The 25173-nt window shown below is 74.3% G+C and carries 13 protein-coding genes and 1 tRNA gene; 8 read left to right on the top strand and 6 right to left on the bottom strand.

The window, feature by feature from the left end; translation table 11 throughout:
• Window positions 1–308 precede the first annotated feature (308 nt).
• Together QSK10_RS19490 and QSK10_RS19485 are read left to right on the top strand one after the other, a co-directional pair.
• Window positions 309–8777 (top strand): type I polyketide synthase, encoded by an 8469-nt coding sequence (locus QSK10_RS19490; RefSeq protein ID WP_285664285.1) that lies wholly within the window; start codon window positions 309–311, stop codon window positions 8775–8777.
• A 9-nt stretch (window positions 8778–8786) separates the two neighbouring features.
• Window positions 8787–9056: a DUF2277 domain-containing protein gene (locus QSK10_RS19485; protein WP_285664284.1), complete on the top strand. Its 270-nt coding sequence runs from the start codon at window positions 8787–8789 to the stop codon at window positions 9054–9056.
• A 33-nt stretch (window positions 9057–9089) separates the two neighbouring features.
• On the opposite strand, the gene QSK10_RS19480 is transcribed toward QSK10_RS19485, so the two are convergent.
• From QSK10_RS19480 to QSK10_RS19470, 3 genes are all read right to left on the bottom strand, one after another.
• Complete coding sequence (locus QSK10_RS19480) at window positions 9090–9812, bottom strand: GNAT family N-acetyltransferase (protein ID WP_285664283.1); 723 nt, start codon at window positions 9810–9812, stop codon at window positions 9090–9092.
• A 24-nt stretch (window positions 9813–9836) separates the two neighbouring features.
• Window positions 9837–10304 (bottom strand): hypothetical protein, encoded by a 468-nt coding sequence (locus QSK10_RS19475; protein WP_285664282.1) that lies wholly within the window; start codon window positions 10302–10304, stop codon window positions 9837–9839.
• Between the two features lie 348 nt (window positions 10305–10652).
• Window positions 10653–13394 (bottom strand): AfsR/SARP family transcriptional regulator, encoded by a 2742-nt coding sequence (locus QSK10_RS19470; RefSeq protein WP_285664281.1) that lies wholly within the window; start codon window positions 13392–13394, stop codon window positions 10653–10655.
• A gap of 299 nt (window positions 13395–13693) precedes the next feature.
• Between QSK10_RS19470 and QSK10_RS19465 the strand changes: the two genes are divergently transcribed.
• From QSK10_RS19465 to QSK10_RS19450, 4 genes are all read left to right on the top strand, one after another.
• The gene (locus tag QSK10_RS19465; RefSeq protein ID WP_285664280.1) at window positions 13694–13822 is read left to right on the top strand and encodes a hypothetical protein; all 129 of its coding nucleotides are present in this window, start codon (window positions 13694–13696) and stop codon (window positions 13820–13822) included.
• 1057 nt (window positions 13823–14879) lie between these two features.
• Entirely contained in the window at window positions 14880–16058 is a 1179-nt protein-coding gene (locus QSK10_RS19460; RefSeq protein WP_285664279.1) for a hypothetical protein, read from the top strand.
• Window positions 16055–18145 carry a tetratricopeptide repeat protein gene (locus tag QSK10_RS19455; protein WP_285664278.1) on the top strand — a complete coding sequence of 697 codons (2091 nt, stop codon included), beginning with the start codon at window positions 16055–16057 and terminating at the stop codon, window positions 18143–18145. The genes QSK10_RS19460 and QSK10_RS19455 overlap by 4 nt, the downstream gene beginning before the upstream one ends.
• A gap of 166 nt (window positions 18146–18311) precedes the next feature.
• Window positions 18312–18818 carry a flavin reductase family protein gene (locus tag QSK10_RS19450; protein ID WP_285664277.1) on the top strand — a complete coding sequence of 169 codons (507 nt, stop codon included), beginning with the start codon at window positions 18312–18314 and terminating at the stop codon, window positions 18816–18818.
• Between the two features lie 163 nt (window positions 18819–18981).
• Here QSK10_RS19450 and QSK10_RS19445 read toward each other — a convergent pair whose 3' ends face one another.
• On the bottom strand, window positions 18982–20055 hold the full coding sequence (locus tag QSK10_RS19445; protein WP_285664276.1) for an ATP-dependent DNA ligase: 1074 nt from the start codon (window positions 20053–20055) through the stop codon (window positions 18982–18984).
• A 17-nt stretch (window positions 20056–20072) separates the two neighbouring features.
• Window positions 20073–21122: an AI-2E family transporter gene (locus QSK10_RS19440; RefSeq protein ID WP_285664275.1), complete on the bottom strand. Its 1050-nt coding sequence runs from the start codon at window positions 21120–21122 to the stop codon at window positions 20073–20075.
• Between the two features lie 112 nt (window positions 21123–21234).
• Here QSK10_RS19440 and QSK10_RS19435 point away from each other — a divergent pair, with 112 nt between their 5' ends.
• On the top strand, window positions 21235–22341 hold the full coding sequence (locus tag QSK10_RS19435; RefSeq protein ID WP_285664274.1) for a calcium:cation antiporter: 1107 nt from the start codon (window positions 21235–21237) through the stop codon (window positions 22339–22341).
• Window positions 22342–22441: 100 nt separating this feature from the next.
• Window positions 22442–24757 carry a polysaccharide lyase 8 family protein gene (locus QSK10_RS19430; RefSeq protein ID WP_285664273.1) on the top strand — a complete coding sequence of 772 codons (2316 nt, stop codon included), beginning with the start codon at window positions 22442–22444 and terminating at the stop codon, window positions 24755–24757.
• 295 nt (window positions 24758–25052) lie between these two features.
• On the opposite strand, the gene QSK10_RS19425 is transcribed toward QSK10_RS19430, so the two are convergent.
• A tRNA-Leu gene (locus QSK10_RS19425) sits at window positions 25053–25140 on the bottom strand.
• Between the last annotated feature and the right edge of the window lie 33 nt (window positions 25141–25173).

Genomic DNA, 25173 nt, shown 5'->3' with positions numbered 1-25173 from the left:
AACTGTGTGCCGCAATCGAACCGGCTCACCGGTGCCGGGCTGTTCGGGACTTTAAGGCCCGGCCCGGGGACCGTCGACTTCCCACCGTCCCTTGCGGACCATCTGCGGGCGCTTCCCGCCGCCTCCCTTCACTCGGCCGCCACCCCCGCCGAGATCCCTTTCGGGCGCCTCTGGTCGAAGCCTTCGCGCGCCCGAAGCGTCTCCGTCTCCGGTGAGAGCGCCGGGATCGCGCCACCCTTCGCCGTGCCCGCCGCCACCGGCCGTCCGGCCGCCGGGTCCGCCGCGCCCACCTCCGGAAGGAGACCGCGATGACCGACCGCCGCCTCGCCGTCATCGGCATGGCCCTGCGCATGCCGCGGGCCGGCACGCCTGAGGAGTTCTGGGACCTCCAGCTCTCCGGCCGCAGCGCCGTGCGCCACTTCACCCGCGAGGAACTCCTCGCCGAGGGCCTGCCCGCCGACGACCCGTCCTTCGTCGGCGCCACCGCGCCCTTGGACGGCGTCGACCTCTTCGACGCCGACTTCTTCGGCATGAGCCACGCCGAGGCCCGCGCCACCGACCCCCAGCACCGGCTGTTCCTGGAGGTCGCCCACCACGCCCTGGAGGACGCCGGGCGCGCCGCCCCCGGCTCCCGCACCGCCGTGTTCGCCGGGGCCGCCGACTACCACCTGTACCCCCTCGGCGGGTACCTGCGCCGCAACCTCGCCGCCGAGGTCGCCGCCGCCGACCAGGTCACCGGCCTGCGCCTGATCATCGGCGGCGACCCCGACTTCGTGGCCACCCGCACCGCCTTCAAGCTCGGCCTCACCGGACCGGCGATGACCGTGCAGACCGGCTGCTCCAGCGGGCTCGCCGCCGTCCACCAGGCCGCCGCCGCGCTGTTGTCCGGGGACGCCGACCTCGCCGTGGCGGGGGCCACCGCCGTCCACGTCCCGCAGGTCACCGGCTACCACCACGTGCGCGGCACGATCCTGTCCCGCACCGGAGTGTGCCGTCCCTTCGACGCCGCGGCCGACGGCACCATCGGCGGCAGCGGCGTCGGCGCGGTCGTCCTGAAACGGCTCGCCGACGCCGTCGCCGACGGCGACCGGATCCACGCGGTGATCATGGGCGTCGGCCTCAACAACGACGGCGACCGCAAACGCGCCTACGCCGCCCCCAGCGGCGCCGGGCAGACCGAGGCGATCCGCCGCGCGCTCGACGTGGCCGGGGTGTCGGCCGCCGACATCGGCTACGTGGAGGCCCACGGCACCGGCACCATCAAGGGCGATCCCATCGAGTTCGCCGCGCTGACCGCCGCCTTCCGCGCCGACACCGACGCCGTCGGCTACTGCGCCATCGGCACCGGCAAGCCCGTCTTCGGGCACCTGGACTCCGCCGCGGGCATCGCCGGGCTCCTGCGCGCGATCTGCGCCGTCCGCGACGGCCGCATCCCCCCGCTGGTCAACCACGACACCGTCAACCCGGCCATCGACCTGGCGGACAGCCCGTTCCGGATCCCCCTCGCGGCCGAGGAGTGGACCGGGCCGCGCATCGCCGGGGTCAGCTCCTTCGGCGTGGGCGGCACCAACGCCCACGCCATCGTCGCGCAGGCGCCCGAGCCCACCGCCGCGCCGAACACCGCGCGCGGCGTCCTGCCCGTCTCCGCCGCCCACCCCGACGCGCTGCGCGAGCTGGCCGCCGCCTACGCCGCGACCCTGCGCGCCGACGGCGACCTGCCCGGCGCGCTCACCACCGCCCGGCACGGCCGCCGCCACCACACCCACCGCCTCGCCGTCCACGCCGGCACGGCCGAATCCGCCGCCGACGCGCTGGACGCCTTCGCCGCCGGCCGCCCCGGCGACTACACCGCCGGTGACGCCGGAACCGCCGTGCCGCTGCTCGCCTACACCGGCCAGGGCAGCCCGTACCGGGGCATGTCCCGCGCCTTCCACGACGCCTACCCCGTCTTCGGCGAGGTCGTCGACCGCGCCCCCGCCCACCTGCGCGAGGTCCTCCTCGAACCCGGCGACGAGCCACTGGGGACCGAGCTCGCCCAGCCCGCGCTGTTCGTCCACCAGGCCGCGCTCACCGCGCTGCTGCGCGCCCAGGGCGTCACGCCGTCCGTCGTCACCGGCCACAGCGTCGGCGAGTTCGCCGCCCTGCACGCCGCCGGGGCCCTGTCCTTCGCCGACGGCGTCCGGCTCACCGAGGCGCGCGGGCGGCTGATGGCCGCCACCGCCCCCGGCGGAATGCTCGCCCTCCAGGCGAGCCCGGACGAGGCCGCCGCCTTCGGCGAGCTCACCCTGGCCGCGGTCAACGGCCCCGAGAGCGTCGTCCTGGCCGGTCCCGCCGACGCCGTCGACCGCGCCGGGGAGACCGCGCGCGAACGCGGCCTGCGCGCCACGCGTCTCGACGTGGACCGCGCCTTCCACTCGCCGCTGCTGGACCCCGTCCTCGGCGAGTACCGCGAGGCCGCCGCCACCGTCGCGTGGCGGCCCGCCGGGATCGCCTTCGTGTCCTCCATGGACGGTGAACTCCGCGAGGCGGGCTGGACTCCCGACCCGGACTACCTCGTCGCCCAGGCCCGCCGCCCGGTCCGCTTCGACGCCGTGGTCGCCACCCTCGCCGCGATCGAGGGCGGCCTGGCCGTGGAGGCCGGGCCGAAACCCGTCCTCACCGGGCTGCTCCTGCCGCGCGTGCCCACCGTCCACACCGCCGGGCTCGCCGCCTGGGACCGCGCCCTCGCCGCGCTCTACACCGCCGGTGCCGCCCTCACCTGGGGCGAACCCGACGGTCCCCGGGCGTGGTTGCCCCTCTACCCCTACCGCCGCCAACGGCACTGGATCGATGCGCCGACGACGACCCCCAAGGGAGCCACGATGACCGACCGACCCGAGGCCGATCTGCTCGCCGAGCTCACCGCGCTGGCCGCCGCGAAGCTGGGCCGCGAGCCCGCCGCGACCGATCCGGACACGTCCTTCGCCGCCTATGGCGCCGACTCGCTGCTGCTGGTGGCCCTGACCCGCGAGCTGGAGGTCGGGTACGGGGTGCGGGTGAGCATGCGCGAGCTGTTCGAGGACGCCGACACCGTCCGCAAGCTCACCGCGGTGGTGGCCGCGCGCAGGCCCGCCGCGCCTCCGGCACCGGTGGCCCCTGCGGCCCCGCCGGTCGCGGCCCGGCCGGTGGCGCCGCCCGCGCCGGTCGCGGTGACCGCCCCGGCCGCGCCGCCGTCCGGGGACATCTACGCCGTGCTGGCCCAGGCCGCGCACCAGACCGCGCTGGCCGCGCAGGCCTCGGCGGAGGCGGTCAGCGCCGCCGCGCGGCTCCTGGAGCAGCGCGCCCCCGCTCCCGTGGCCCCCGTGCCCCTGGCTCCCGTCGCGCGTCCCGAGCCCGTCAAGGCGCTCCCGGCCGCCCCCGCGCCACCTGCCCGCGCCAACCGGGACGTCCCCGACTTCGGCCTCTACTTCTTCGGCGACTACCCCGACGCCGCCGCCGACGGCGCCAGCACCGGCTCCTACGCGCTGCTGCGCGAGGCCGCCCGCTTCGCCGACACCAACGGCTTCACCTCGGTATGGCTGCCCGAGCGGCACTTCGACTCCTTCGGCGGGCTGTTCCCCAACCCCTCGGTGCTGGCCGCCGCGATCGCCGCCGACACCACCCGCGTCCGCATCAACGCCGGAAGCGTCGTGCTGCCCCTGCACGACACCATCCGCGTGGTCGAGGAATGGTCCATGGTGGACGGCCTGTCCGGCGGCCGCGCGGGCATCGGCATCGCCTCCGGCTGGCACCCCGCCGACTTCGTCTTCCACCCCGAGCGCTTCGCCACCCGCGCCGAGGTCATGTACGAGCAGCTGGAGGAGCTGCGCGGGCTGTGGGCGGGCAAGGCCGCCGCCCGCACCGACGGCTCCGGCTCGCCCGCCGAGGTCCGCCTGTTCCCGCGCCCGGTGCAGGCCGCGCCGCCCATGCACACCGCCATCGTGGGCAACCCCGAGTCCTACCGCCGCGCGGCCGCCGCCGACCTGGGCGTGGTCACCAACCTGATGACCCAGACCCCCGAGCAGCTCGCCGCCAACATCGCCCTCTACCGCCGGACGCGCGCCGAGCACGGCCTCGACCCCACCGCCGGGCGCGTCACCGTCCTCCTGCACGCCTACCTCGGGCCGGACGCGCGGGCCGCCCGCGAGGAGGCCTACGGGCCCTTCCGCAACTACCTCAACGCGTCCCTGAAGCTCTTCGGGCAGATGGCCGCCAGCCTCGGCCTGGGCGCCGACATCGACCGGCTCGCCCCCGCCGACCTCGACTACCTGTTCCGCCGCGCCTACGACCGCTACTGCGACACCCGCGCCCTCATCGGCAGCCCCGAGTCGGTGCGCGCCATCGCCGACGCCGTCACCGCCGCCGGGGCCGACGAGATCGCCGCCCTGGTGGACTTCGGGATGCCCGCCGACGCCCTGCGCCGGGGCCTGCCGCACCTGGCCGCCCTGCGCGACTCCTACACCGGCGCCGGCGACGAGCTCACCCCCGCCGAGGAGCGCATCTGGCTCGCCGAGAAGATCGCGCCCGGCGAGTGCGCGTACAACGAGCCCCGCGCGATCGCCCTGTCCGGCCCGCTCGACGCCGCCCGCCTGCGCGAGGCCGTGGACGCCCTCGTCGCGCGCCACCCCGCGCTGCGCACCGTCTTCGGCGAGCGCGACGGGCGTCCCGTCAAGCGCGTCACCGCGATGCCCGCGGAGTTCGCCGTCGAGGACGTCGCGGGAGCCGACGAGGACGAGGTCGTGCGCCGCGCGATCGCCGCCGAGAGCGTGCGGCCCTTCGACCTGGCCGGGGGCCCGCTGTTCGTCACCCGGCTCCTGCGCTTCGCGCCCGACCGGCACGTCCTCGTGCTGTCCTTCCACCACATCGTCGTGGACGCCGCCTCGGCCACGGTCCTCACCCGCGACCTGTCGCTGCTGTACCGCGGCGAGCCGCTCCCGCCGGCCGACGGTCCCGTCCCGGCGCCCGAACCGGCGGCCGTGGCCGCCGACCTGGCCTACTGGCGCGAGCGCCTCTCCGGCGAGCTGCCGGTCCTGGAGCTGCCCACCGACCGGCCGCGCCCGGCGATCCCGTCGGCGGAGGGCCGCGCGCACATGTCGCGGCTGGCGCCGGAGCTGACCGCCCGGATCGGCGAGCTGGCCCGCGCCAACTCGGCGACCGTCTACATGACCCTCCTGGCGGGCCTGGCGGTGACGCTACGGCGGTTCACCGGGCAGGACGAGGTCGTCATCGGCCTGCCCATCGCCCGCCGCCCCGAGGGCACCCAGAACACCGTCGGGTTCCTGGTCAACACCCTCGCGCTGCGCATCGACCTGTCCGGCGACCCCGGCTTCGCCGAGATCATCGCGCGCGTCCGGCGGGCCACCCTGGAGGCCTACGACCACGCCGAGGCGCCCTTCGAGACCGTCCTGCGGGACCTGCGCGTAGAACGCGATCCCGGCCGCAACCCGGTCTTCCAGGTCATGGCCGAGTACAAGAACGCCGAGGCCTTCGTCCTGGACCTGCCCGGCGTGACCGCCACGCCGCTGGAGGTCTGGCGCAGCCGGGCCATGACCGACGTGCTGTGGCACTTCACCAACGGCCCCGCCGGGATCGGCTGCCACCTGGAGTACTCCACCGACCTCTTCGACGACGCCACCGCCGAGCGGATCGCCGCGCACCTGCGCGACACCCTGGAGTCGGCCGTCGCCGGAACCCGCCCGGCCGAGCTCGTCACACCCGACCGGGACGCCCTGGAGCGCCTCCAGTGGGGCGCGCCCGCCGAGGCGCCCGGATGGCTCGTCCACGAGCGCTTCGCCGCGCTGGCCGCCGAGCGGCCCGGGTCCGTCGCGATCATCCACAGGGGACGCGCGAGCACCTACGGCGAGCTCGCCGCCGACGCCGCCCGCCTCGCCCACCACCTCCGCGAGCGCGGCGCCCGCCCGGGCGAGATCGTCGCGGTGCGCACCCCGCGCGACCCGCGCTTCCTCACCGCGATCCTCGCCGTCCTGCACACCGGCGCGGCCTACCTGCCCATCGACCCGGCCGTCGGCGACGCGCGCGCCGCCGGCCTCATCGCCGACTCCGGCGCGCTCCTCACCGTCACCGCGGGCGACACCACCGCCCCCGGCGAGCGCGTCCACCTCGACGGCCTCGACCTCGGCGGCCACCCCGACGCCCCGCCCACCTCCGCTGTCGGCCCCGGCGACCCCGTCGCGGTCATCTACACCTCCGGCTCCAGCGGACGGCCCAAGGGCGTCCTCCTCGCGCACGGCGCCCTCGCCACCTTCGCCGCCGTCCAGCACCGCCGCTTCGGCCTGACCTCCGCCGACCGCTCGGCGATGGTCTGCGGATTCAGCTTCGACGGCTCCATGGGCGAGACCTGGCCGGCGCTCACCACCGGCGGCGGCCTCGTCCTCGCCGACGAGGAGGACCGCCGCTCCTCACGCGACCTCGCCCGCTGGTACGACGCCAACCGCGTCACCGTCAGCCTCCTGCCCACGCCACTGGGCGAAGGCCTCATCCGCCTCCCGCTCGCCGAGCAGCCCGGCCTGCGGATCCTGTTCGTCGGCGGCGACGTCCTGCGCGTGCGCCCCACCGGGCCCACGCCCTACGAGCTGTACAACCTGTACGGCCCCTCGGAGGGCACCGTGTGGGTCACCGCCCACCCCGTCGGCACCGCCGGGCCGGTGCCCGTACCCATCGGGACCCCGCAGGACGGCACCGGCGTACTCCTGCGCGACCCCGCCGGACGCCCCGTCCCCATCGGCGCCCACGGCGAGATCCACCTCGCCGGGACCGGCGTCGCGCCCGGCTACCTCGGCGCGCCCGCACTCACCGATGAGCGCTTCACCACCGACGCCGCCACCGGCGAACGCGTCTACCGCACCGGCGACCTCGCCCGCTGGACCAACGACGGCGTCCTGGAGTTCCTCGGCCGCGCCGACGACCAGGTCAAGATCCGCGGCTTCCGCGTCGAACCCGGCGAGGCCACCGCGGCCCTGCGCGAACTCGCCTTCATCACCGACGCCGCCGTCATCGCCGTCCGCGACGGCCACGGCGACGCCCACCTCCACGCACACGTCGTCGGACGCGGCGACCGGCTCGCCGACCGCGCCCGCGCCGCGCTCGCCGAGCGCCTGCCCGACTACCTCGTGCCGCGCGCGTGGACCGTCCACGACCGGCTCCCGGAGAGCGCCAACGGCAAGACCGACCGGCGCGCGCTGGCGTCCGTCCCCGTGGACGCCGTCGCCGCCGAGGGCGTCCCGGAGCGCCTGACCCGCCTGTGGGCCGAGCACGTCGAACCCGGCGGGCCGGAGGCGTCCTTCTTCTCCCTCGGCGGGCACTCGGTCACCGCGATGCGCCTGCTGAACGCCGTCCGCGAGGAGTTCGGCGTCGAGTACCCCTCGGCCGACTTCTACCGCCGCCCCACCCTGGCGGCGATGGCCGAGCGGCTCGGCGCGACGGCGGAACGCCGCGAGGGCCCGGTCTCCATCCAGCAGCGCAACCTGCTGGCGAACTGGGACGAGCACCCGGCCATGTGGAACATCGGCTTCCGCCTCGACCTCACCGGCGACCTCGACCTCGCCGCCGCGCAAGCCGCCTTCACCGCCCTGGCCGCCCGGCACGAGTCCCTGCGCAGCCGCTTCCACCGCGTCGACGGCGCATGGGTCCAGACCGCCGAGGACCCCGGGCCCGTCGAGCTCACCGTGCTCGACCTGCGCGAGGACGGCGACGTCGACGCCGTCGTCCACGAACTGGTCATGGCGCCCCTCGACCTGCCGGGCGGACGCCCGTGGCGCACCGCCGCGCTGCGCCTGGGCGAGCGCGAGTGGCGGATCGTGGTCACCGCCCACCACGCGATCACCGACGGGTGGGCGATGTCGCTGCTGCTCACCGAGTTCGCCGAGTTCTACACCGCCCGCCTGGAGGGCCGCGAGCCGGTGCTGGCGCCCGCCGGGCAGTCCATCGACTACGCCGCCCGCCAGCGCGCCGCCGACACCCCCGCCGAGCACGACCGGCGGATCGCCTACTGGGTGGACCGCCTGCGCGAGCAGCCGATGTCCTTCCCGCTGCCCTACGACCTCCCGCCCGGCGAGATCGCCGGAGGCGAGGCGCGCATCGTCCGGCGGGCGCTCCCCGCCGAACTGGCCGCGCGCATCCGCCGCGTGGCAGCCGAGGGCGGCGTGACGCCCTTCGCGCTGCTCGCCACGTCCCTGGGCGTGTACCTGCGCGAACTCACCGGCCAGCGCGAGCTGCTGGTCAACGCCGCCTACGCCAACCGCGAGACCACCGCCGACGAGACCGTCATGGCCTCCCTGGCCGTGGCGTCGATGGTGCAGATGGACATCGACCCCGCGCGCGGACTGACCGACCTGGCCACCGAGGTCATGGCCCGGCACGCCGAGGGCGTGGCGCACCACCGCTCCTTCTGGCCGATCTTCGATGCCCTGCGCGCGGTGCGCGGCGCCGACGAAGTCCCGCCGCCGCCCCTGTCGGCGCACTTCCAGTACCAGAGCACCATGGAGGCGCCCGTGTCGATGCCCGGCCTGACCGCCGAGGCCGACGAGATCCCGCTGTCCGGCGCGCGCGGCGTCGCCGAGTTCTTCACGATCCCGCTCGCCGACGGCATGGACGCCGGGCTCGCCTTCGACACCGACCGGCTCAGCGAGGCCCGCGCCTGGGAGTGGGTGGAGGGCTTCATCGCCACCGTCGACCGGCTCACCGCCGATCCGCAGGCGCCGGTGGGTGAACTCAAGGTGAATGTCGGACCCGCGATCTAGGCTCGCGGCATGTGCCGCAACATCCATCGCCTGTACAACATCGACCCGCCGGTCACCGAGGACGAGATCCGCGACGCCGCCCTGCAGTACGTGCGCAAGGTGAGCGGCGCGGCGAAGCCCTCGGCGGCCAACGCCGAGGCCTTCGAGCGCGCCGTGGACGCGGTGGCCGAGGCGACCGCCGGGCTGCTGGCGGCCCTGGTCACCAGCGCGCCGCCGCAGAACCGGGAGGAGGCGGCCGAGAAGGCGCGCGAGCGCTCCCGGGCGCGGTTCGGGGGCTAGCCACCGGACGGGAGGGCCGCCCTGGTGGCCCTCTCAGCCCGGCGGGGTGGTCAGCGGCAGCCGCGCCGGGTCGTCCAGCGCGAAGGTCGGGACGCCGCCCGGCCGGTCGGTGGCCGCGAGCAGCGCGGCGGTGTCCTCGTCCGGCGGGCACTTGCGGCCCTCGGTCTCGTCCAGATAGGACCGCAGGAACTCCCGCAGCGCGGCCCCCGAGACGGTGCCCGCGCCGTCGAGGCCGGTCAGCTCCGGGTCCACGTGCAGGCTCAGCAGGACGAGCCCGTAGAGCCGCCCGGTCTCCGCCGACAGCGCGGGCTGGAAGTACGGCAGGTCGAGCGCGGCACCGCCGTGGCGGGCGTAGAACCGCAGCCGCGCGGTCGGGTCGCCGTGGGCGGCGCTGCCCGCGTGCGCCTTCGGGTGCTCCACCTCGGCCAGGATCGCGCACGGCCGGTACCGCACGATCCAGTCGTGGACGACGTGCGCCAGCAGCTGCCCGCCCACGCCGGTCCCGCGCTGCGAGTCCAGCACCGCCAGGTAGGTCAGCAGCTGCACGCGCGCCGCCGGATACCACCGGCCGATCGCGGCGGCCACCGGGCGCTTGCGGGCGTCCAGGACGGCCGTGCCGGTGGTGCGGCCGTCGGCGACCTCGGCGCGCAGATCCGCCGGGGAGGCCAGTTCGGCGGGCGGGAAGCTCGGCGTGAGGACCTCGCGGTGGACGTCGTCCCAGAGCGGGTCCGCACCGGTCAGATCGGCGAATCTCATGGCCCTCCTCGCGTCCCCATCAGGCTAAACGCCACCGGGCCGCCGTGTGGCCGATCTGGACGCCGGGCTCCGGATGCGGCAGTCCGTGACCATGCCGCCCGCCGGCGGACACGTGGACGGCGAGTGGTCCGGGGACGCCGCCAACGGCTCGATGGACCGCGCCTGCGCCCGCGTGGCCGAGCCGGGCATGCCCGCGGTGGCCTTCACCGAGCACGTGGACCACACCGCCTGGCCACGCCGCCGGTCTTCGACGCCGACGGCCATCTGGAGCACCTGGCGCGATGCCGCCGGAAGTACCCGAACCTGCGGATCATCAGCGGCGTCGAGCTCGGCGAGCCGCACCTGCACCGGGCCGCCGCCGGGCGGCCGCCGGCCACCGGCTCCTTCGAGGGCGCCCTCGGGTCCCTGCACCGCCTGCCCGTGGACGGCGGGTACGCCGAGCCGCCCCAGTCGTTCACCGAGCGCGAGCCCGCCGAGGTCGTGCGCGCCCACCTCGCCGAGATCCCGCGCGTGATCGCCGGGGCGCGGCCTTCGGGTCCTGGCGCACATCGACCACCCGGCGCGGTACCGGCCGCGCGACTCCGAGGAGGAGTTCCGGCACGCCCTGCGCGCGGTCGCCGCTGATCCTGGACCGGTGGGGCGATGCCGGCGGGCGCGCGGTCACCTTCGGCAGCGACGCCCACGAGCCGGAGCGCCTGGCGCGCGGCCTGCGCGAGGCCGCCGTGATGGCCGAGGGCTTCGGGTACCGGCCCGGCCGCCACCCCTTCGACGTCTGGTACCGCTGAACCCCGGCACCCGGCCCGGCCCGGCTCGACCGAGCCGAGCCGGGCCGGGTGGCTCTCAGGGGCGGCCCAGGGACGCCAGGAGCCGCTGCGCCTCGGCGGTCTGGGTGTCGTCGAGCAGCCGCGACTTCTCCGCGGCGATCATCAGGTGCTCCCGGGCCTCCTCGGCCGGGCCGTGCTTGGCCAGGAACGCCCCCATCCGCAGCCTCGCCGAGGCGATCAGCCGGTTGTCGTTGCGGGTGTGGACCAGCCGCAGCGCCTGGAGGTAGTGCCGCCGCGCCAGGTGCGGCTCCTCGCGCGCCTCGTGCAGCTGCCCGAGCGCGATCTCCACATAGGACCGGCACAGGTCCGCGCCGATTCCCGTCAGCAGCGTCCGCGCCTGATGCAGGGGCGCCAGGGCCGCCTCGAAACGCCCGGCCCGCAGGTGCAGTTCCCCCTGGTGCCGCAGCAGCGTCGCCTCCAGCTGCGGCCTGCGGGGTCCGGTGGGCAGGATGCGGAGGGCCTCGGCGACGGTCTGCGCGGCGTCGTCGTAGCGCTCGTGCTCCAGCTCCAGGCCGGTGAGGATGGCGTAGGTCCACAGGGCGTCGTGGGACTGCCCGGTGGCGGTGGCCAGCGAGATCGCCACCCGGAAACTGGTGCGCGCCTTGGCGTACTGGTCCAGCGAGGAGTGCGCCACGGCCAGGCCGTGGTGGATGAGCCGCTGCCCGCGCAGGTCCCCGCTGCGCCGGGCGGCGTCCAGGGCGACGCGGTACAGCGCGATCCACTCGCGGCGGTTGCCGCGGACCGCCAGCCAGCCGTGCATGCCCGCCGCGAGCTGCCAGCAGCGGCGCGGGCGGTGCTCGGCGGCCTGCCGGGCGCAGCGGGCGATGTTGACCGCCTCGGCGTCCAGCCACTCCAGGGCCTGCTTGGCGTGCTCGAAGCTCCCGGCGGGGGTCCGCTCGGGATCGATGACGGGATGCTCGGGCCGCAGCCGCCGGTGGGCGGCGTCGACGCCGACGGCCATCCAGTCCAGGAGCCGGTCGATGGTCAGCTGCGCCATCGCCGGGCCGTCCTCCTCCTCGTGCCGCTCGGCCGCGTAGATCCGCAGCAGCTCGTGGAAGCCGTAGCGGCCGTTCTCCAGCGCCTCCAGCAGGTGCGTGGCGGCCAGCTGCTCCAGCCCCGAGCGGGCGTCGGGCTCGTCCAGGTCGGCCAGCGCCGCCGCCGCCTCCACCGTGAAGGTGTCCAGCGGCGCGATGGCCAGGCTGCGCCACAGCCCCCGCAGCCACATCGGCTGCGCCCGGTAGGAGGCGTCGAAGGTGGCCCGGACGCCCGGGTCGCCCGGCAGCCGCATGTGGTCGAGCCGGTCGGGCCCGGTCAGCTCCTGGATCGCCGTCTCCAGCGAGACCTTCGAGCGGCGGCGCAGCCGTTCCCCGGTGAGCCGCAGCGCCACCGGCAGCCCGCCGCACAGCTCCGACAGCCGCCGCAGCCGGTCCTCGTCGCGGCCGCGCTCGTCGGGCAGCAGCAGCCGCAGCAGGTTCACCGACTCGGTGGAGTCGAAGGGCCCGAGGGTGACCTGCGTGCCGTCGGTGCGCGCCGACAGGGCGGGCAGGTCGCCGCGGCTGGTGATGATGACCGCGCAACCCGGGGAGCCGGGCAGCAGCGGCAGGATCTGGGCGTCGTCGGAGGCGTCGTCCAGCAGGATCAGCAGCCGCCGGGAGGCGGTGACCGTCCGGAACCGCCCGGCCAGTTCGTCGGGATGGGTGGGCAGCACCGCCGGTGGGACACCGAGGCTGCGCAGGAGCTGGGAGAGCGCGGCGGTGGCGTCCAGCGCCGGGCCGGGGTCGTGGCCGCGCAGGTTGACGTGCAGGAGCCCGTCGGGGAAGCGGGACGCTATGCCGTGCGCCCAGTGCACCGCCAGCGTCGTCTTGCCGCTCCCGGCGATGCCGTTGATGTTGACCACCGGCGCGTGCGGCCCCACCAGGAGCCGGTCGAGGGTGGCGAGCTCGGCGGCGCGGCCGGTGAAGGTGGAGATGTCGGCCGGCAGCTCCGCCGGGGGAGGGGTGAGGCGGGACGAGGCGGGAGTCTGCCGCACGGGAGCCGCGGCCGGGCGCGCCGAGGACGGGTCGTCGCCGCGCAGCAGCGACTGGTGCAGGGCCTGCATGCGCGAGCCCGGGTCGATGCCCATCTCGTCGACGAGGTGGGCGCGGAACCCCTGATAGAAGGACAGGGCCTCGGCGCGGCGCCCGCAGCGGCCCAGCGCGGTCATCGCCAGCTCCGCCGGGCGCTCCCGCAGGGGATGCGCCGCCGAGAGGGCGATCAGCTCGCTGACCACCGACTCGTGCCGGCCCAGTTGCAGCTCCAGCTCCAGGCACTCCTCCCACACGACGAGCCGCTGCTCGTCGAGGTAGGTGGCCCGGTGGGCGAGGCTGGGGCTGCTGACGTCGGCGAGGGCCCGGCCCCGCCACAGTTCGAGTGCCCGGCGCATCAGTTCCACGGCCCGGGCGGGTTCGGCCTCGGCGACGGAACGGGCCTGCCCGGCCAGCGCGAGGAACTCGCGCGAGTCGAGCGTGGCCCCGTCGAGGCTGAGCCGGTATCCGGTGCCCTCCGTGAGGATGCGGGGCTGGCCCCGGCGGCCCTTGAAGGCCTGCCGCAGGACCGAGATGCAGTGCTGGACCTGACGCGTGCTCGTCGGTGGTGGGCTCTCGTCCCACAACGCGTCCACCAGCTGGCTGATCGGGACCACCCGCTCGGCGTCCAGCAGGAACGCGGCGAGCGCGGTACGGGTTCTTCTGCCACGCAACTCGATCCGGTCGTCTTCCACCGCTTCGACGGATCCGAGTATCCGAAACTCCATTGTCTCCCCAGGTGCAGCGCGGTCTCCCGTGGTGCTCGGTCCCGTCAACGAGTCCCACCGGGTGTTTCCTCCTGTGTACGCGGACCGGTACCGCGCTCGCTTCGGGTCTTCGGTTCCTTTCCATCCGAACCGCACTTCGCGTTCACCGTTTCGAGGACGGCGAGGACCGGGGGAGGACGGGGGGAGGACGCGGCGGTGATGAATGGAGCACGGCGTCGCCGACAGTGATCGTGGCCGGTGACGCCGTGACCACTGAGGAGGGTGACATGAAGAGGATCACTGTCCGCCGATTGGTTCCGGTGCGGCTCCCTGCAACGGCCAAGGCGATCTATGACGGCGATTCGTTCGGCTGGCCGGGTTGTGACCCGGTCTTCCACGAGCCGCCGGCGCAGTAGCCGGGCGTGCGGGGTGCCCCGGCCCGAGACGGAGGTGACCACATTGAAGAAGATCACGATCCGCCGGACCGAGGTCGTGCGCCTGACCAGCGCCGCGCAGCCGCTCTACTCGAACGGTTGCGTTGTCGTCGTCCAGCAGTAACCGGGCCGTCGTTCCACTGTGGAGTGACCGTGAAGAAGATCACCGTGCGCAAGACCGAGTCGGTGCGCCTCACCAGCGCCGCCGCCCCGCTCTACGGCCCGACGCCGAGCTGTGGCGGTTTCGACCAGGCGTAAGCGCCCATGAGAACCGGAAGGGGTTCGACCATGAAGAAGATCACGATCCGCCGGACCGAGACCGTGCGCCTCACCAGCGCCGCTCAGCCCCTCTACAGCGGCGGCTGCGGCGGCCCGCTGCAGCCGAACCAGCCCGTCCTGGCCTAAGGAGCAGACGTGAAGAAGATCTCGATCCGTAAGACCGAGACCGTTCGCCTGACCTCCGCCGCCCAGCCGCTGTACAGCGGCGGCTGCGGTGGCGGCCCCTCGGTGCCCGTCGTCGACCAGCTCGCTTAAGGGGACCGGCCGTGAAGAAGATCTCGATCCGCAAGACCGAGACGGTGCGCCTGACCTCCGCCGCCCAGCCGCTGTACAGCGGCGGCTGCGGTGGTGGCCCCTCCATCCCGGTTCGCCAGGCCTAATCCACCCGGAGGACCGCATGAAGAAGATCGCCGTTCGCAAGGTCGAGACCGTGCGTCTCACCTCCGCCGCCACGCCGCTCTACATGGGCACCGGCTGCGAGGTCGCCGCCTAGGTCCACCCGAATCCGCCGTCCCCCACTGACGGCGGACGGACCCGCGCGGCGAAACCCGGCCCCGGTACCCCCGGGGCCGGGTCGTCGGCTCCGCGATCGCAACACCGGTGGCGCCGCGGCCCGGCCCCCCAGGGGGCCGCGGCGCCACTCTCCCGGCCCGCCCGTCCGCGTCGGCACACCCCGCGGACCACCGGTCGCCGGGACGGACCCGCCCGATTCGGCGCGGGCGGCCCACCCGCCCGCGCCACCCGACCCCCGGGAGCCGCCATGGCCGCCGCCGACACCCTCCACCGTCCACTCCGGATGCACCACCTCACGTTCCTCGACGAGGGCGAAGAGGTGACCGTGGGGCGCCCCGACATCGACTCCTACATCCACCTCCCGCCCGACGGCGCGGCCCTCCTGAGGCGGCTGTCGCAGGGGAGCACCCCCGCCGAGGTCGCCGAGTGGTACCACGCCGAGTACGGCGAGACGGTGGACATGGCCGACTTCCTGGAGGCCATCACCGACCTCGGCTTCGTGGCCGCCGAGGGCGAAGAGGTCGCCGCCGCGCCCCGCGTGAAATGGCAGGGCCTGGCCAGGGTCCTGTTCTCCAAGCCCGCGTTCGCCGTTTACGGGCTCCTCATCGCCGGAGCCGTCGCCGCCACGGTCATGGACCCCACCCTGGCGCCCAGCTACCGCAACAGCTTCTTCCACCCCTCGCTGCTGGTGGTCTCGCTGACGCTGTTCATCGGCCAGTTCCCGTTCCTGATCCTGCACGAGGGCGCCCACGCCCTCTCCGGCCGCCGCCTCGGGCTCAACTCCAGCCTGCGCTTCAGCCGCCGGCTGTACTTCATCGTCCTGGAGACCGCCATGGACGGCCTGGTCTCGGTGCCCCGCGCCAAACGCTTCCTGCCGATCCTCGCCGGGGCGATCACCGACCTCGTCGTCACCGCCGTCCTCACCCTGACCGCGGCCGCGACCACCGGCATCGTGCGCGGCATCTGCCTCGCCTTCGCGCTCACCACCCTGATGCGCCTGCTGTGGCAGTGCTACTTCTTCCTCCGCACCGACCTCTACTACCTGGTCGTCACGGTCCTGGGCTGCACCAACCTGCACGCGGTCTCCCGCAACCTCCTGCACCGCCGCCTGGCGAAGCTGCTCCGCCTGAAGACCCCGCCGACCACCCCCGGCGCCGAAGCCGACTACAAGGCCGCCCGCTGGTACTCCTGGCTCCTCGTCGTCGGCTACGCCGCGATGCTGGTCAGCGTCATCACGGTGGTCATCCCCTCCACCGTCTACGTCGTCGTGGAGGTCTTCGACCGGATCGACGCCGGCGCCTCGGCCGGGATGATCGCCGACAGCATCGTGGTGGCCGTCCTGATCCTGTCCCAGTTCGTCATCGCGGGCGCGCTCGCCCTGCGGGAACGGCTTCGCAACACCACCACATTGGAGAACCCGTCATGAGTGGACAGACCTTGAGTGGGCAGGCCTCGCTTGGGCAGACCCCGGCCGGACATCGCTGGTTCCGCCTCGACGGGCGGGACACCGTCCCCGACCTCGGCGCCGCCGCCCCGCTGACGGCGCCCCTGAGCGCCCACAGCCGCCTGCGCGGCCCCTACACCTTCGGCGGGAGCCTCGCCCGCGCCTTCGTGCCGGACGCGCTGCGGATCGTCCCCGACCTGGTGCGGCTGCACGAGACCGCCGTGCTGTCGATGGCCCCCGAGCTGCGCGAGACCGTCGGCGCGACCAAGGACACCCTGACGTCCCTGGCCGTCCCCGCCGAACGCACCCGCTTCTACTCGCGGCTGCGGACCCTGCGCCTGGCCCACGCCCTCACCGAACTGGTCCGCGACTCCGTCAAGGCTGGCGGCGAGAGCCGCACCCTCATCATCCGCGACGCCGAGGCCGCCGACCCCACCGACGCCGAGCTCATCGCCGTCCTCCTGCGCCGCGTCGACCCCGAACTGCTCACCATCGGCGTGTGCACCGCCGCCGGCGCGGACCTCCCGGACGTGCTGGCCGAGGCCCTCGCCGCCCACGCCACCGCCGAGGACGTCCCCGCGGGCGAGCCCGGTCCCCTCCCCGCCGACCCGGCCGCCGCTTACGTCGCCGCCGAGGGCCTCACCGGCGACGACCGCCTCCACGCCGCCTACGCCGCCCTCGACGACGACGCCCGCGCCGCCCTGCACGCCGCCCGCCTGGCCGAGCTCACCGCCGCCGACGAGCAGAGCCTGCGCCTGGGCGCCGTCCCCTGGCACGCCGAGCACACCGGCCACGACGAGGCCGTCGCCGCCCTCCGCCACGCCCTCGACTACTGCATCGACATGGGCTATTACGACGCCACCGTCGACTTCGGCCGCCGCGGCCGCGTCTTCGTCAACGCCGACAACGACATGGAGAACTGGTGGGCCTTCACCACCAAGATGACCACGTCGCTGGCCGCGCTCGCCCGTCCCGAGGAGGCCGAGGCCCTCTACGACGACGCCCGCGCCACCACCATCTCGGTCGCCATCCACCAGCAGGCCGCCTACGCCACCGCGATGCTCTACACGCGCCACCACGAGCCCGAGGACCGCGACCACCGCAAGGCCAAGGCGTGGATCAACCAGGCCATCGCCTTCGCCTCGCAGCTGCCCGATCCCGCCGAGCGGGCCTTCGGCTCGGCCTTCTACCGCAACGGCCTCGCCCTCATCGAGCTGCACCTGGGCGAGCCGCAGAAGGCCCTGGACCTGGTGGACGAGGGTCTGCGCATCCTGGACGGCACGCTCTCCCAGGACGAGCACAAGCTGCACCGCTCGGTCCTGCGCTACAACCGCGCGCAGGTCCTGGCCGGTCTCGGCCGCGTCGAGGAGGCCCTCCAGGACTACTCCGAGGTCATCGAGGTCGACCCGAACTACCCCGAGTACCACTTCGACCGTGCCGCTCTCCTGCGCCGCCTCGGCCGTGAGGAAGAGGCCCTGCACGACTACGACGAGGCGATCCGCCTCAGCCCGCCCTTCCCGGAGGCCTACTTCAACCGCGCGGTGGTCCGCGCCGCCCTCGGCGACGTCGACGGCGCCCTGCGCGACCTCGGCGAGACCATCGCGCTGGAGCCGGAGAACGTCGACGCGCGCGTCAACCGCGCCGAGCTGCTCCTGGAGTCCGGCCGCGTGGACGAGGCGGGCGGCGATGTCGCCGCCGGGCTCGCGCTGGACGCCGAGCGCGCCGAGCTGCACGTCCTGCGCGGGCACCTCGCCGCCGAGACCGACGCCGGGGCCGCGCTGGCCGCCTACGACCGGGCCCTGGAGATCAACGCCGACCTGCTGGGCGCGCTCACCGCCCGCGCGGAGCTGCGCTACGCCGCCGGTGACCTGCCCGCCGCGCTGTCCGACCTGGACACCGCCGCCGCCGCGCACCCGGATGACCCGGCGGTCCTGTTCAACCGCGCGGTGGTCCTCATCGACCTCGGCCGCCCCGGCGACGCCCGCGCCGATCTGGAGAAGGCCGCCGAGGCCGCCCCCGACGACGAGGACGTCGCCGGGAAGCTGGCCGAGCTGCGGGAGGCGGCATGAGGGAAGAGCGGAACGGCCCGGCGGTAGGCCGGGTGCCGGGTGTTTCCGGGCGACCGAATGCCGCAATGAGATGGAGCGGCATGAGGGAAGAGCGGAACGGCCCGGCGGTGAGCCGGGTGGCCGGTGTCTCCGGCGGCCTGAGGATTCCTGTGGCGGGAGGCTCGCGATGACCGTCACCGACGCCCGTCCGGCCGCCGACACGCTCCTTCGCCGCACCTTCGGCCAGTTCGCCACCGGCGTCGCCGTGGTCACCACCGCCGGGCCCGACGGCCCGGCGGGGCTCACGGTCAACTCCGTGGCCTCGGTCTCGCTGAATCCGCCGCTGATGCTGTGGTGCCTGCGCCAGGAGTCGGCCTCGCTGGAGGTGTTCTCCACCTGCCGGGCCTTCGCGGTGAACGTCCTGGCCGCCGGTCAGTCGGAGGTGGCGCGCACCTTCGCCACCCGCGACCATCCCGACCGTTTCGGCACGGTGTCGTGGACGCCCGGGCACGAGGGCGCGCCGGTTCTGTCGGGCGTGACCGCGTGGCTGGTGTGCCGCCGGACGTCGCCGCCGATCCCGGCGGGTGACCACGTCGTCGTGTTCGGCGAGGTCGTCCGCCACCACGCCTTCGGCGGCGAGCCGCTCGTCTTCGCGCAGAGCCGCTTCCGGCGCCTGTGCGGCGAGGAGCCCTAGCCGCCCGCGCGATCTCCGCTCCGCCGTCCGCGCTCGCGGCGCATCGGGACGGCGCGGCGGGCTCGCCTTTCGCGGCCCGGGGAAGCGGAAGGCGGGGCGGAGGCGGCCTGTTCGGCCGGGAACGAGGGGGCCGCCTCCCCTGTCACGGCAGTGAACCCGGGATCTACCGCGGTAAACCCAGGATCTCGGCCAGGTCGAAGTTGACCGGCCGCTCCAGCTGCTCGAACGTGCACGAGCGCGGCTCGCGGTCGGGCCGCCAGCGCTTGAACTGGGCGACGTGCCGGAAGCGCACGCCCTCCATGTGGTCGTAGCCGACCTCGACGACCAGTTGCGGTTCGAGGGGCACGAAGTCGTAGTTCTTGCCGCCGCTCCAGCGGCTGCCCTCGGCGTTGCGGGGCGTGCGCGTCCCGGACTCCTGCCGCTCGGGCGCCCACGGGTGTCCCTCCACGGTGGTCACCAGCGGCTGGAGCTCGGTGACCAGTTCGGCGCGCCGCGCCATCGGGAACGCGCTGCACGCCCCGACGTTGACCAGCTCACCGGCCTCGTTGTACAGGCCGAGCAGCAGGGACCCCAGGTACTCCGGGCCCGCCTTGTGCGGCCGGTAGCCGGCCAGGACGCAGTCGGCGGTCCGCTCGTGCTTGATCTTGATCATGGTGCGCTTGCCGGGCTGGTAGGTGCCGTCGAGCGGTTTGGCGACCACGCCGTCCAGGCCGGCGCCCTCGAAGACGGAGAACCACTCCTCGGCGGTCTTCGGGTCGGTGCTCATCGGCGTGACGTGGACGGGGGAGGGGGCCGCGCCGAGGGCCTCCTCCAGCCGCGCGCGCCGTTCGGCGAAGGGCCGCCCGGTCAGGTCCTCGTCGCCGAGGGCGAGCAGGTCGAAGGCCACGAAGTGCGCGGGGGTCTCCACCGACAGGAGCCGCACGCGGCTCTCGGCGGGATGGATGCGCTGCTGGAGCGCCTCGAAGTCGAGCCGTTCGCCGTCGGCGGCCAGGACGACGATCTCGCCGTCGACGGCGCACCGCTCGGGCAGCAGCGCCCGCACCGACTCCACCAGTTCGGGGAAGTAGCGGGTCATCGGCTTCTCGTTGCGGCTGCCGATCTCGACCTCGTCGCCGTCGCGGAACACGATGGAGCGGAAGCCGTCCCACTTCGGCTCGTAGCCGTAGTCGCCGACGGGGATGCGCGCCGCGGCCTTGGCCAGCATCGGCGCGACCGGGTGCGTGACCGGAAGTCGCATGAGTGCATTCTGGCCTCTCAGGAGGCGTCTTTCGGCGCGAATCTGGAAGCGAACACGTAACGCACGACCACCTGCAGGGCCGCGGTGACCGGCAGCGCGGCCACCGCGCCGACGAGCCCGGCGGCCGCCCCGCCGACGAGCGCGGCGGCGAAGGCCGACAGGGGCGTCAGCGAGGTCGCGGTGGCGAAGACGCGCGGGGCGAGCAGGTAGTTCTCGAAGAGCTGGTAGGCGCAGAAGAACGCCACCGTCGCGATCGCCGTCGTCAGGCTCACCGTGAGGGCCATGCCGACGCCGAGGATCGCCCCGAGCGTGGCGCCGACCTGCGGGACGAGGTCCAGCGCGGCGACGCCGAGGGCCAGCAGCGCCGGGTAGGGCACGCGCGCGACGAGGAAGAAGACGTAGGCGCAGCCCCCGGCGGCCGCGCAGATGACGATCTGCCCGGACACGTAGCCGCCGATCTTGCCGAGGGCCTCGCGCATGACACCGGCCCACTCGGGGTTGCCGAGCAGCCGCGCGACGCCGTCCACGATGCGGGGGAGGGCCATCATGAAGTACACCGTGAGCGCGGCGATCGTCATCACCGAGAACACGCCCGCGCCGATCTTGCCGAGCAGGCCGATGAGGAACCCGAAGGAGCTCGACAGGGCGTCCGGCAGCGCGGTGAGCGCCTTCTTGAGGCCCTCTTGTACGTCCTCGCGGCGCACGAACTGACCGATCGCGTTGTTCTCGTCGGAGACCTGGTCGCCCAGTTTGGTCAGCGTGTCCGGCAGCGACTCCAGGAGCTGCGCGAACTGCCGGACCGCCGGGGCGAGCCCGACGGCGGCGAGGCCGAGGACGATCACGGTGAGCGACACGCACACGATCGTCACGGCCAGCCCGCGCCGCATGCCGTGCCGGGTGAACAGCGAGACCAGCGGTTCCAGCCCGGCGGCGAGCAGGAAGCTGAGGAAGATCAGGATCAGCACGCCGATGGCCTGGACGGCCAGGTAGGCGACGCCGCCGGTGAGCAGCACGATCGCGGTGATGACCGCGTAGCGCCAGAACGGCGGGTGGGTCGTCTCGCCCATGGGGCCTCCGCTCACCGGTGGTGTCTGCGTGAAGCCTAGGGACTGAAGGTGATTCAAATCCCTTTTCGCGAAGATCACCAGCACGGAGCGTCACATCTGGCAGCCTTGTCGCATGGCTGAGACGGCGGAAAAGAGCGTGTTCCTGCGCTGGACGACCATTCTGCCCGTTCTGGCCCTGGTGGCCTTCCTGGTCTTCCTCGGCACCGACCTGCCCAAGTGGGGCGTCCTGGTCGTCGCGCTGCTGCTCGGCGGGGCGGTCCTGGCCTCGGTGCACCACGCCGAGGTCATCGCCCACCGCGTCGGCGAGCCTTTCGGGTCGCTGGTGCTGGCGGTGGCGGTCACCATCATCGAGGTCGCGCTCATCGTGTCGGTGATGGCCGGCGGCGACGAGTCGAAGTCGGCCGCGCTGGCCCGCGACACCGTCTTCGCCGCCGTGATGATCACCTGCAACGGCATCGTGGGCCTGTGCCTGCTCGCCGCCGCCCTGCGCCGCCGGGTGGCGATCTTCAACCCGGAGGGCACCGGCGCGGCCCTGGCGACCGTGGCCACCCTGGCGACGCTGTCGCTGGTCCTGCCGACCTTCACCACCTCGGCCCCGGGACCGCAGTTTTCGGCCGCGCAGCTGGCCTTCGCCGCGTGCGCCTCGCTGGCCCTGTACGGGCTGTTCGTCGGCGTCCAGACCGTGCGGCACCGCGACTACTTCCTGCCCATCACCACCGCGGGCGAGGTCGTCGACACCGAGGAGCACGCCTCGCCGCCGCCGATGAAGGAGGTGGTGATCAGCCTCGTCCTGCTGCTGGTGGCACTGGTCGCCGTGGTCGGCGACGCCAAGGCGGTCTCCCCGACGATCGAGCGCGCGGTGTCCGACGCCGGTCTGCCGCACGCGGTCGTCGGCGTGGTCATCGCCCTGATGGTGCTGCTGCCGGAGACCCTCGCCGCCGTGCGCGCCGCCCGCCGCGACCGCACCCAGACCAGCCTGAACCTCGCCTACGGCTCGGCGATGGCATCGATCGGCCTGACGATCCCCGCGATCGCGATCGCCTCGATCTGGATGACCGGCCCGCTGGTGCTCGGGCTGGAGCCGACGCACATGATCCTGCTGGCGCTGACCGTGGTCACCGGCATCATCACCATCGTCCCGGGACGCGCGACGCTGCTGCACGCCGGGATCCATCTGTCCATTCTGGCCGCGTTCATCTTCCTGGCCATGACTCCTTGACCGCCCGGGGCCGGTGGGCCACACTCGGCGGGGACCGCCTTGGAAAGCGCTTGCCATTGTCGTTTCGCGGCAATGGGGCGCCGTTCGTCAATGGAGTCCCATGCGCCGCCGCACCCTCCTCACCGCCGCCGCCCTCGGCGGAGCCTCCGTCCCCTTCGCCGCGCTCCCCGCGTCCGCCGACGACGTCCCCGGCCTCCGCGCCCGCGCCGCCGCGCTGCTGACCGGCGGCGACTTCGACCCGGCCGACCCCGCCTTCGCCGCGCCCCTGGCGTCCCTCGCCGGGCAGGCGTCCGCCATCGCCGCCACCCTCATCCGCGACCCCGCCCGCGACCGCCTGTGGCCCGACCTCGGCGACCTGACCACCACCATCGCCAACGTGTCCCTCAGCTACCGCCGCCTGCGCACCCTCGCCCTCGCCTGGGCCACCCCCGGCACCGCCCACACCGGCGACCCCGCGCTGCTCGCCGAGGTCCTGGCCGGACTCGACCTGCTCTACCAGCGCGGCTACAACGAGACCAAGCCGGAAACCGGCAACTGGTGGTTCTGGGAGATCGGCAACCCCCGCGCGCTGATGGACGTCTGCGTCCTCGTCCACGAGCACCTCGGGCCCGAGCGGCTGGCGGCGTCCCTGCGCGTGGTCGACCGCTTCTGCCCCGACGCCGACCGCCGCACCAACGCCCCCACCCTCGCCGAGACCGGCGCCAACCGCGCCGACAAGGCCGTCATCGTCGCCCTCCGCGGCATCGTCGGCGGCACCCCCGCCAAACTCGCCTCCGCGCGTGACGCCGTCTCCGACGTCCGTGACGCCGGACGCAACACCCTCCTCGGCTACGAGACCACCGGCGACGGCTTCTACGAGGACGGCTCCTTCGTCCAGCACACCTACATCGCCTACACCGGCACCTACGGCAACGTCCTGCTCGCCGGGCTCGCGTTCATCATGCGCCTGCTCGCCGGATCCCCCTGGGAGATCACCGACCCCGCCCGCACCGTCGTCTTCGACGCCGTCGAACGCACCTTCGCGCCCTTCATGCACGACGGCCTGATGCTCGACACCGTCGCCGGGCGCGCCATCTCCCGCGAGACCGCCGGCAACCACGCCTGGGGCAACGACACCGTCGGCGGCGCCCTCCTCCTCGCCGAGAGCGCGCCCCCGGAGTACGCCGCGCGCTTCCGCGCCCTCGCCAAGGGCTGGATCCGCGCGCGCACCTCCCGCCCCTACCTGGACGCCGCCCCGCTGGCCGCCCTGCCCCGCGCGCTCGCCGCCGTCCGCTCCAGCGCACGGCCCGCGCGCCTCCCGAACGGCTTCCACGTCTTCGCCGACATGGACCGGGTCGTCCACCGCCGCCCCGCCTGGACCCTCGCCCTCGGCCTCTCCTCCCGCCGCATCGCCACCTACGAGAGCGGCAACGGCGAGAACCCCCGCGGCTGGTTCACCGGCGACGGCGTCACCTACCTCTACGACGGCGACCAGGACCAGTTCTCCGACGCCTTCTGGCCCACCGTCGACTCCCAGCGCCTGCCCGGCACCACCGTCGACCCCGCACCCCGCGCGCCCTTCTCCGGCAGCCTCCACCGACCCGCCACCACCTGGTCGGGCGGCGCGTCCCTCGACACCGTCGGCGTCGCCGGACTCGACCTCGCCGCCTTCAGCTCGGCCCTGCGCGCCCGCAAGTCCTGGTTCTGCCTGCCCGAGGCGGTGATCTGCCTGGGCGCGGGCATCACCGCGCCCGCCGAGACCGTCATCGAGAACCGCAACCTGCACACCGCCACGCCCCGCCTCGTCATCGACGGCGAGCACCAGCCCCGCGACCCCGGCGCGGCGACCGTCCACACCGCCGCGTCCTGGGCCAACCTCGACGGCACGGCCGGCTACGTCCTGCTCGAACCCGCCGACCTGCACGCCCTGCGCGAGGACCGCACCGGCGCCTGGCGCGACATCAACACCGGCGCCGACACCGGCGGAAGTACCACCCCGCTCACCCGCCGCTACCAGACGATGTGGCTGACCCACACGTCCGGCGGCACCTATGCCTACGCCCTGCTCCCCGGGGCCTCCCTCGGCCAGACCCGCCACTGGGCCCGCCGCCCGCCGGTCACCGTCCTCGCCAACACCGCCGACGCCCAGGCCGTCGCCGCCGACGGCCTGCTCATGGCGGCGTTCTGGCGCGCGTCGTCCGTGCCGGGCCTCACCGCGTCCGGCCCCTGCGCCGTGGTCGCCCGCACCTGCCGCGACCGCCTGGAACTGGCCGTGTCCGACCCGAGCCGCACGGCCGCGTCGGTGACCCTCGACCTCCCCCTCGCGGTCACCCGCCAGCTGGACGGCACGGGCTTCACCGTCGACGCGCCCGGCCGTGTGACGGTCGCCCTGGGCGGGACCCGGGGGCACACGCTGCGGGGGGTGTTCGCGCTCTAAGGAACCCGGCCAGAACGACCGCGTCGCCGACATGTGGGCCGCCCACCGCGCGCCCTGACGTCACCACCCGACGAGCCGCCCGCGTTCGAGGCAACGCGCGCGGCCGGGCAGACGAGGATGAGCATGACCCGCCCGCGACGGGCTTCGTTGATGGGGGGGGCTCCTTTCGCGGGAGCTCACCTTCGCCGTGGCACGGGCTGCCGGGCGGGAACGCGGGAGACGCGAATGGGTCCGGCGAGGCTTCTCGTGCGGGCAATGAAAAACCCCGGGCCATTCGGCCCGGGGCTTTTCGTATTGGTGTCGAAGGGGGGACTTGAACCCCCACGCCCGATAAAGGGCACTAGCACCTCAAGCTAGCGCGTCTGCCATTCCGCCACTTCGACTTGCTCTGCGCTCACTCTACCCTGCGTCTCCCG

Source organism: Actinorhabdospora filicis, from assembly GCF_030269765.1.
In the GTDB taxonomy this organism is placed as follows: domain Bacteria; phylum Actinomycetota; class Actinomycetes; order Mycobacteriales; family Micromonosporaceae; genus Actinorhabdospora; species Actinorhabdospora filicis.
Note: the sequence above shows the minus strand (reverse complement) of the source record. Positions and strands in the feature narration are given on the sequence as shown.

What these genes read in the sequence shown, in the direction of transcription:
- QSK10_RS19490 (WP_285664285.1), top strand. Translation starts at nt 309, where the DNA reads ATGACCGACCGCCGCCTCGCCGTCATCGGCATGGCCCTGCGCATGCCG.
- QSK10_RS19485 (WP_285664284.1), top strand. Translation starts at nt 8,787, where the DNA reads ATGTGCCGCAACATCCATCGCCTGTACAACATCGACCCGCCGGTCACC.
- QSK10_RS19480 (WP_285664283.1), bottom strand. Translation starts at nt 9,812, where the DNA reads ATGAGATTCGCCGATCTGACCGGTGCGGACCCGCTCTGGGACGACGTC.
- QSK10_RS19465 (WP_285664280.1), top strand. Translation starts at nt 13,694, where the DNA reads ATGAAGAGGATCACTGTCCGCCGATTGGTTCCGGTGCGGCTCCCTGCA.
- QSK10_RS19460 (WP_285664279.1), top strand. Translation starts at nt 14,880, where the DNA reads ATGGCCGCCGCCGACACCCTCCACCGTCCACTCCGGATGCACCACCTC.
- QSK10_RS19455 (WP_285664278.1), top strand. Translation starts at nt 16,055, where the DNA reads ATGAGTGGACAGACCTTGAGTGGGCAGGCCTCGCTTGGGCAGACCCCG.
- QSK10_RS19450 (WP_285664277.1), top strand. Translation starts at nt 18,312, where the DNA reads ATGACCGTCACCGACGCCCGTCCGGCCGCCGACACGCTCCTTCGCCGC.
- QSK10_RS19445 (WP_285664276.1), bottom strand. Translation starts at nt 20,055, where the DNA reads ATGCGACTTCCGGTCACGCACCCGGTCGCGCCGATGCTGGCCAAGGCC.
- QSK10_RS19440 (WP_285664275.1), bottom strand. Translation starts at nt 21,122, where the DNA reads ATGGGCGAGACGACCCACCCGCCGTTCTGGCGCTACGCGGTCATCACC.
- QSK10_RS19435 (WP_285664274.1), top strand. Translation starts at nt 21,235, where the DNA reads ATGGCTGAGACGGCGGAAAAGAGCGTGTTCCTGCGCTGGACGACCATT.
- QSK10_RS19430 (WP_285664273.1), top strand. Translation starts at nt 22,442, where the DNA reads ATGCGCCGCCGCACCCTCCTCACCGCCGCCGCCCTCGGCGGAGCCTCC.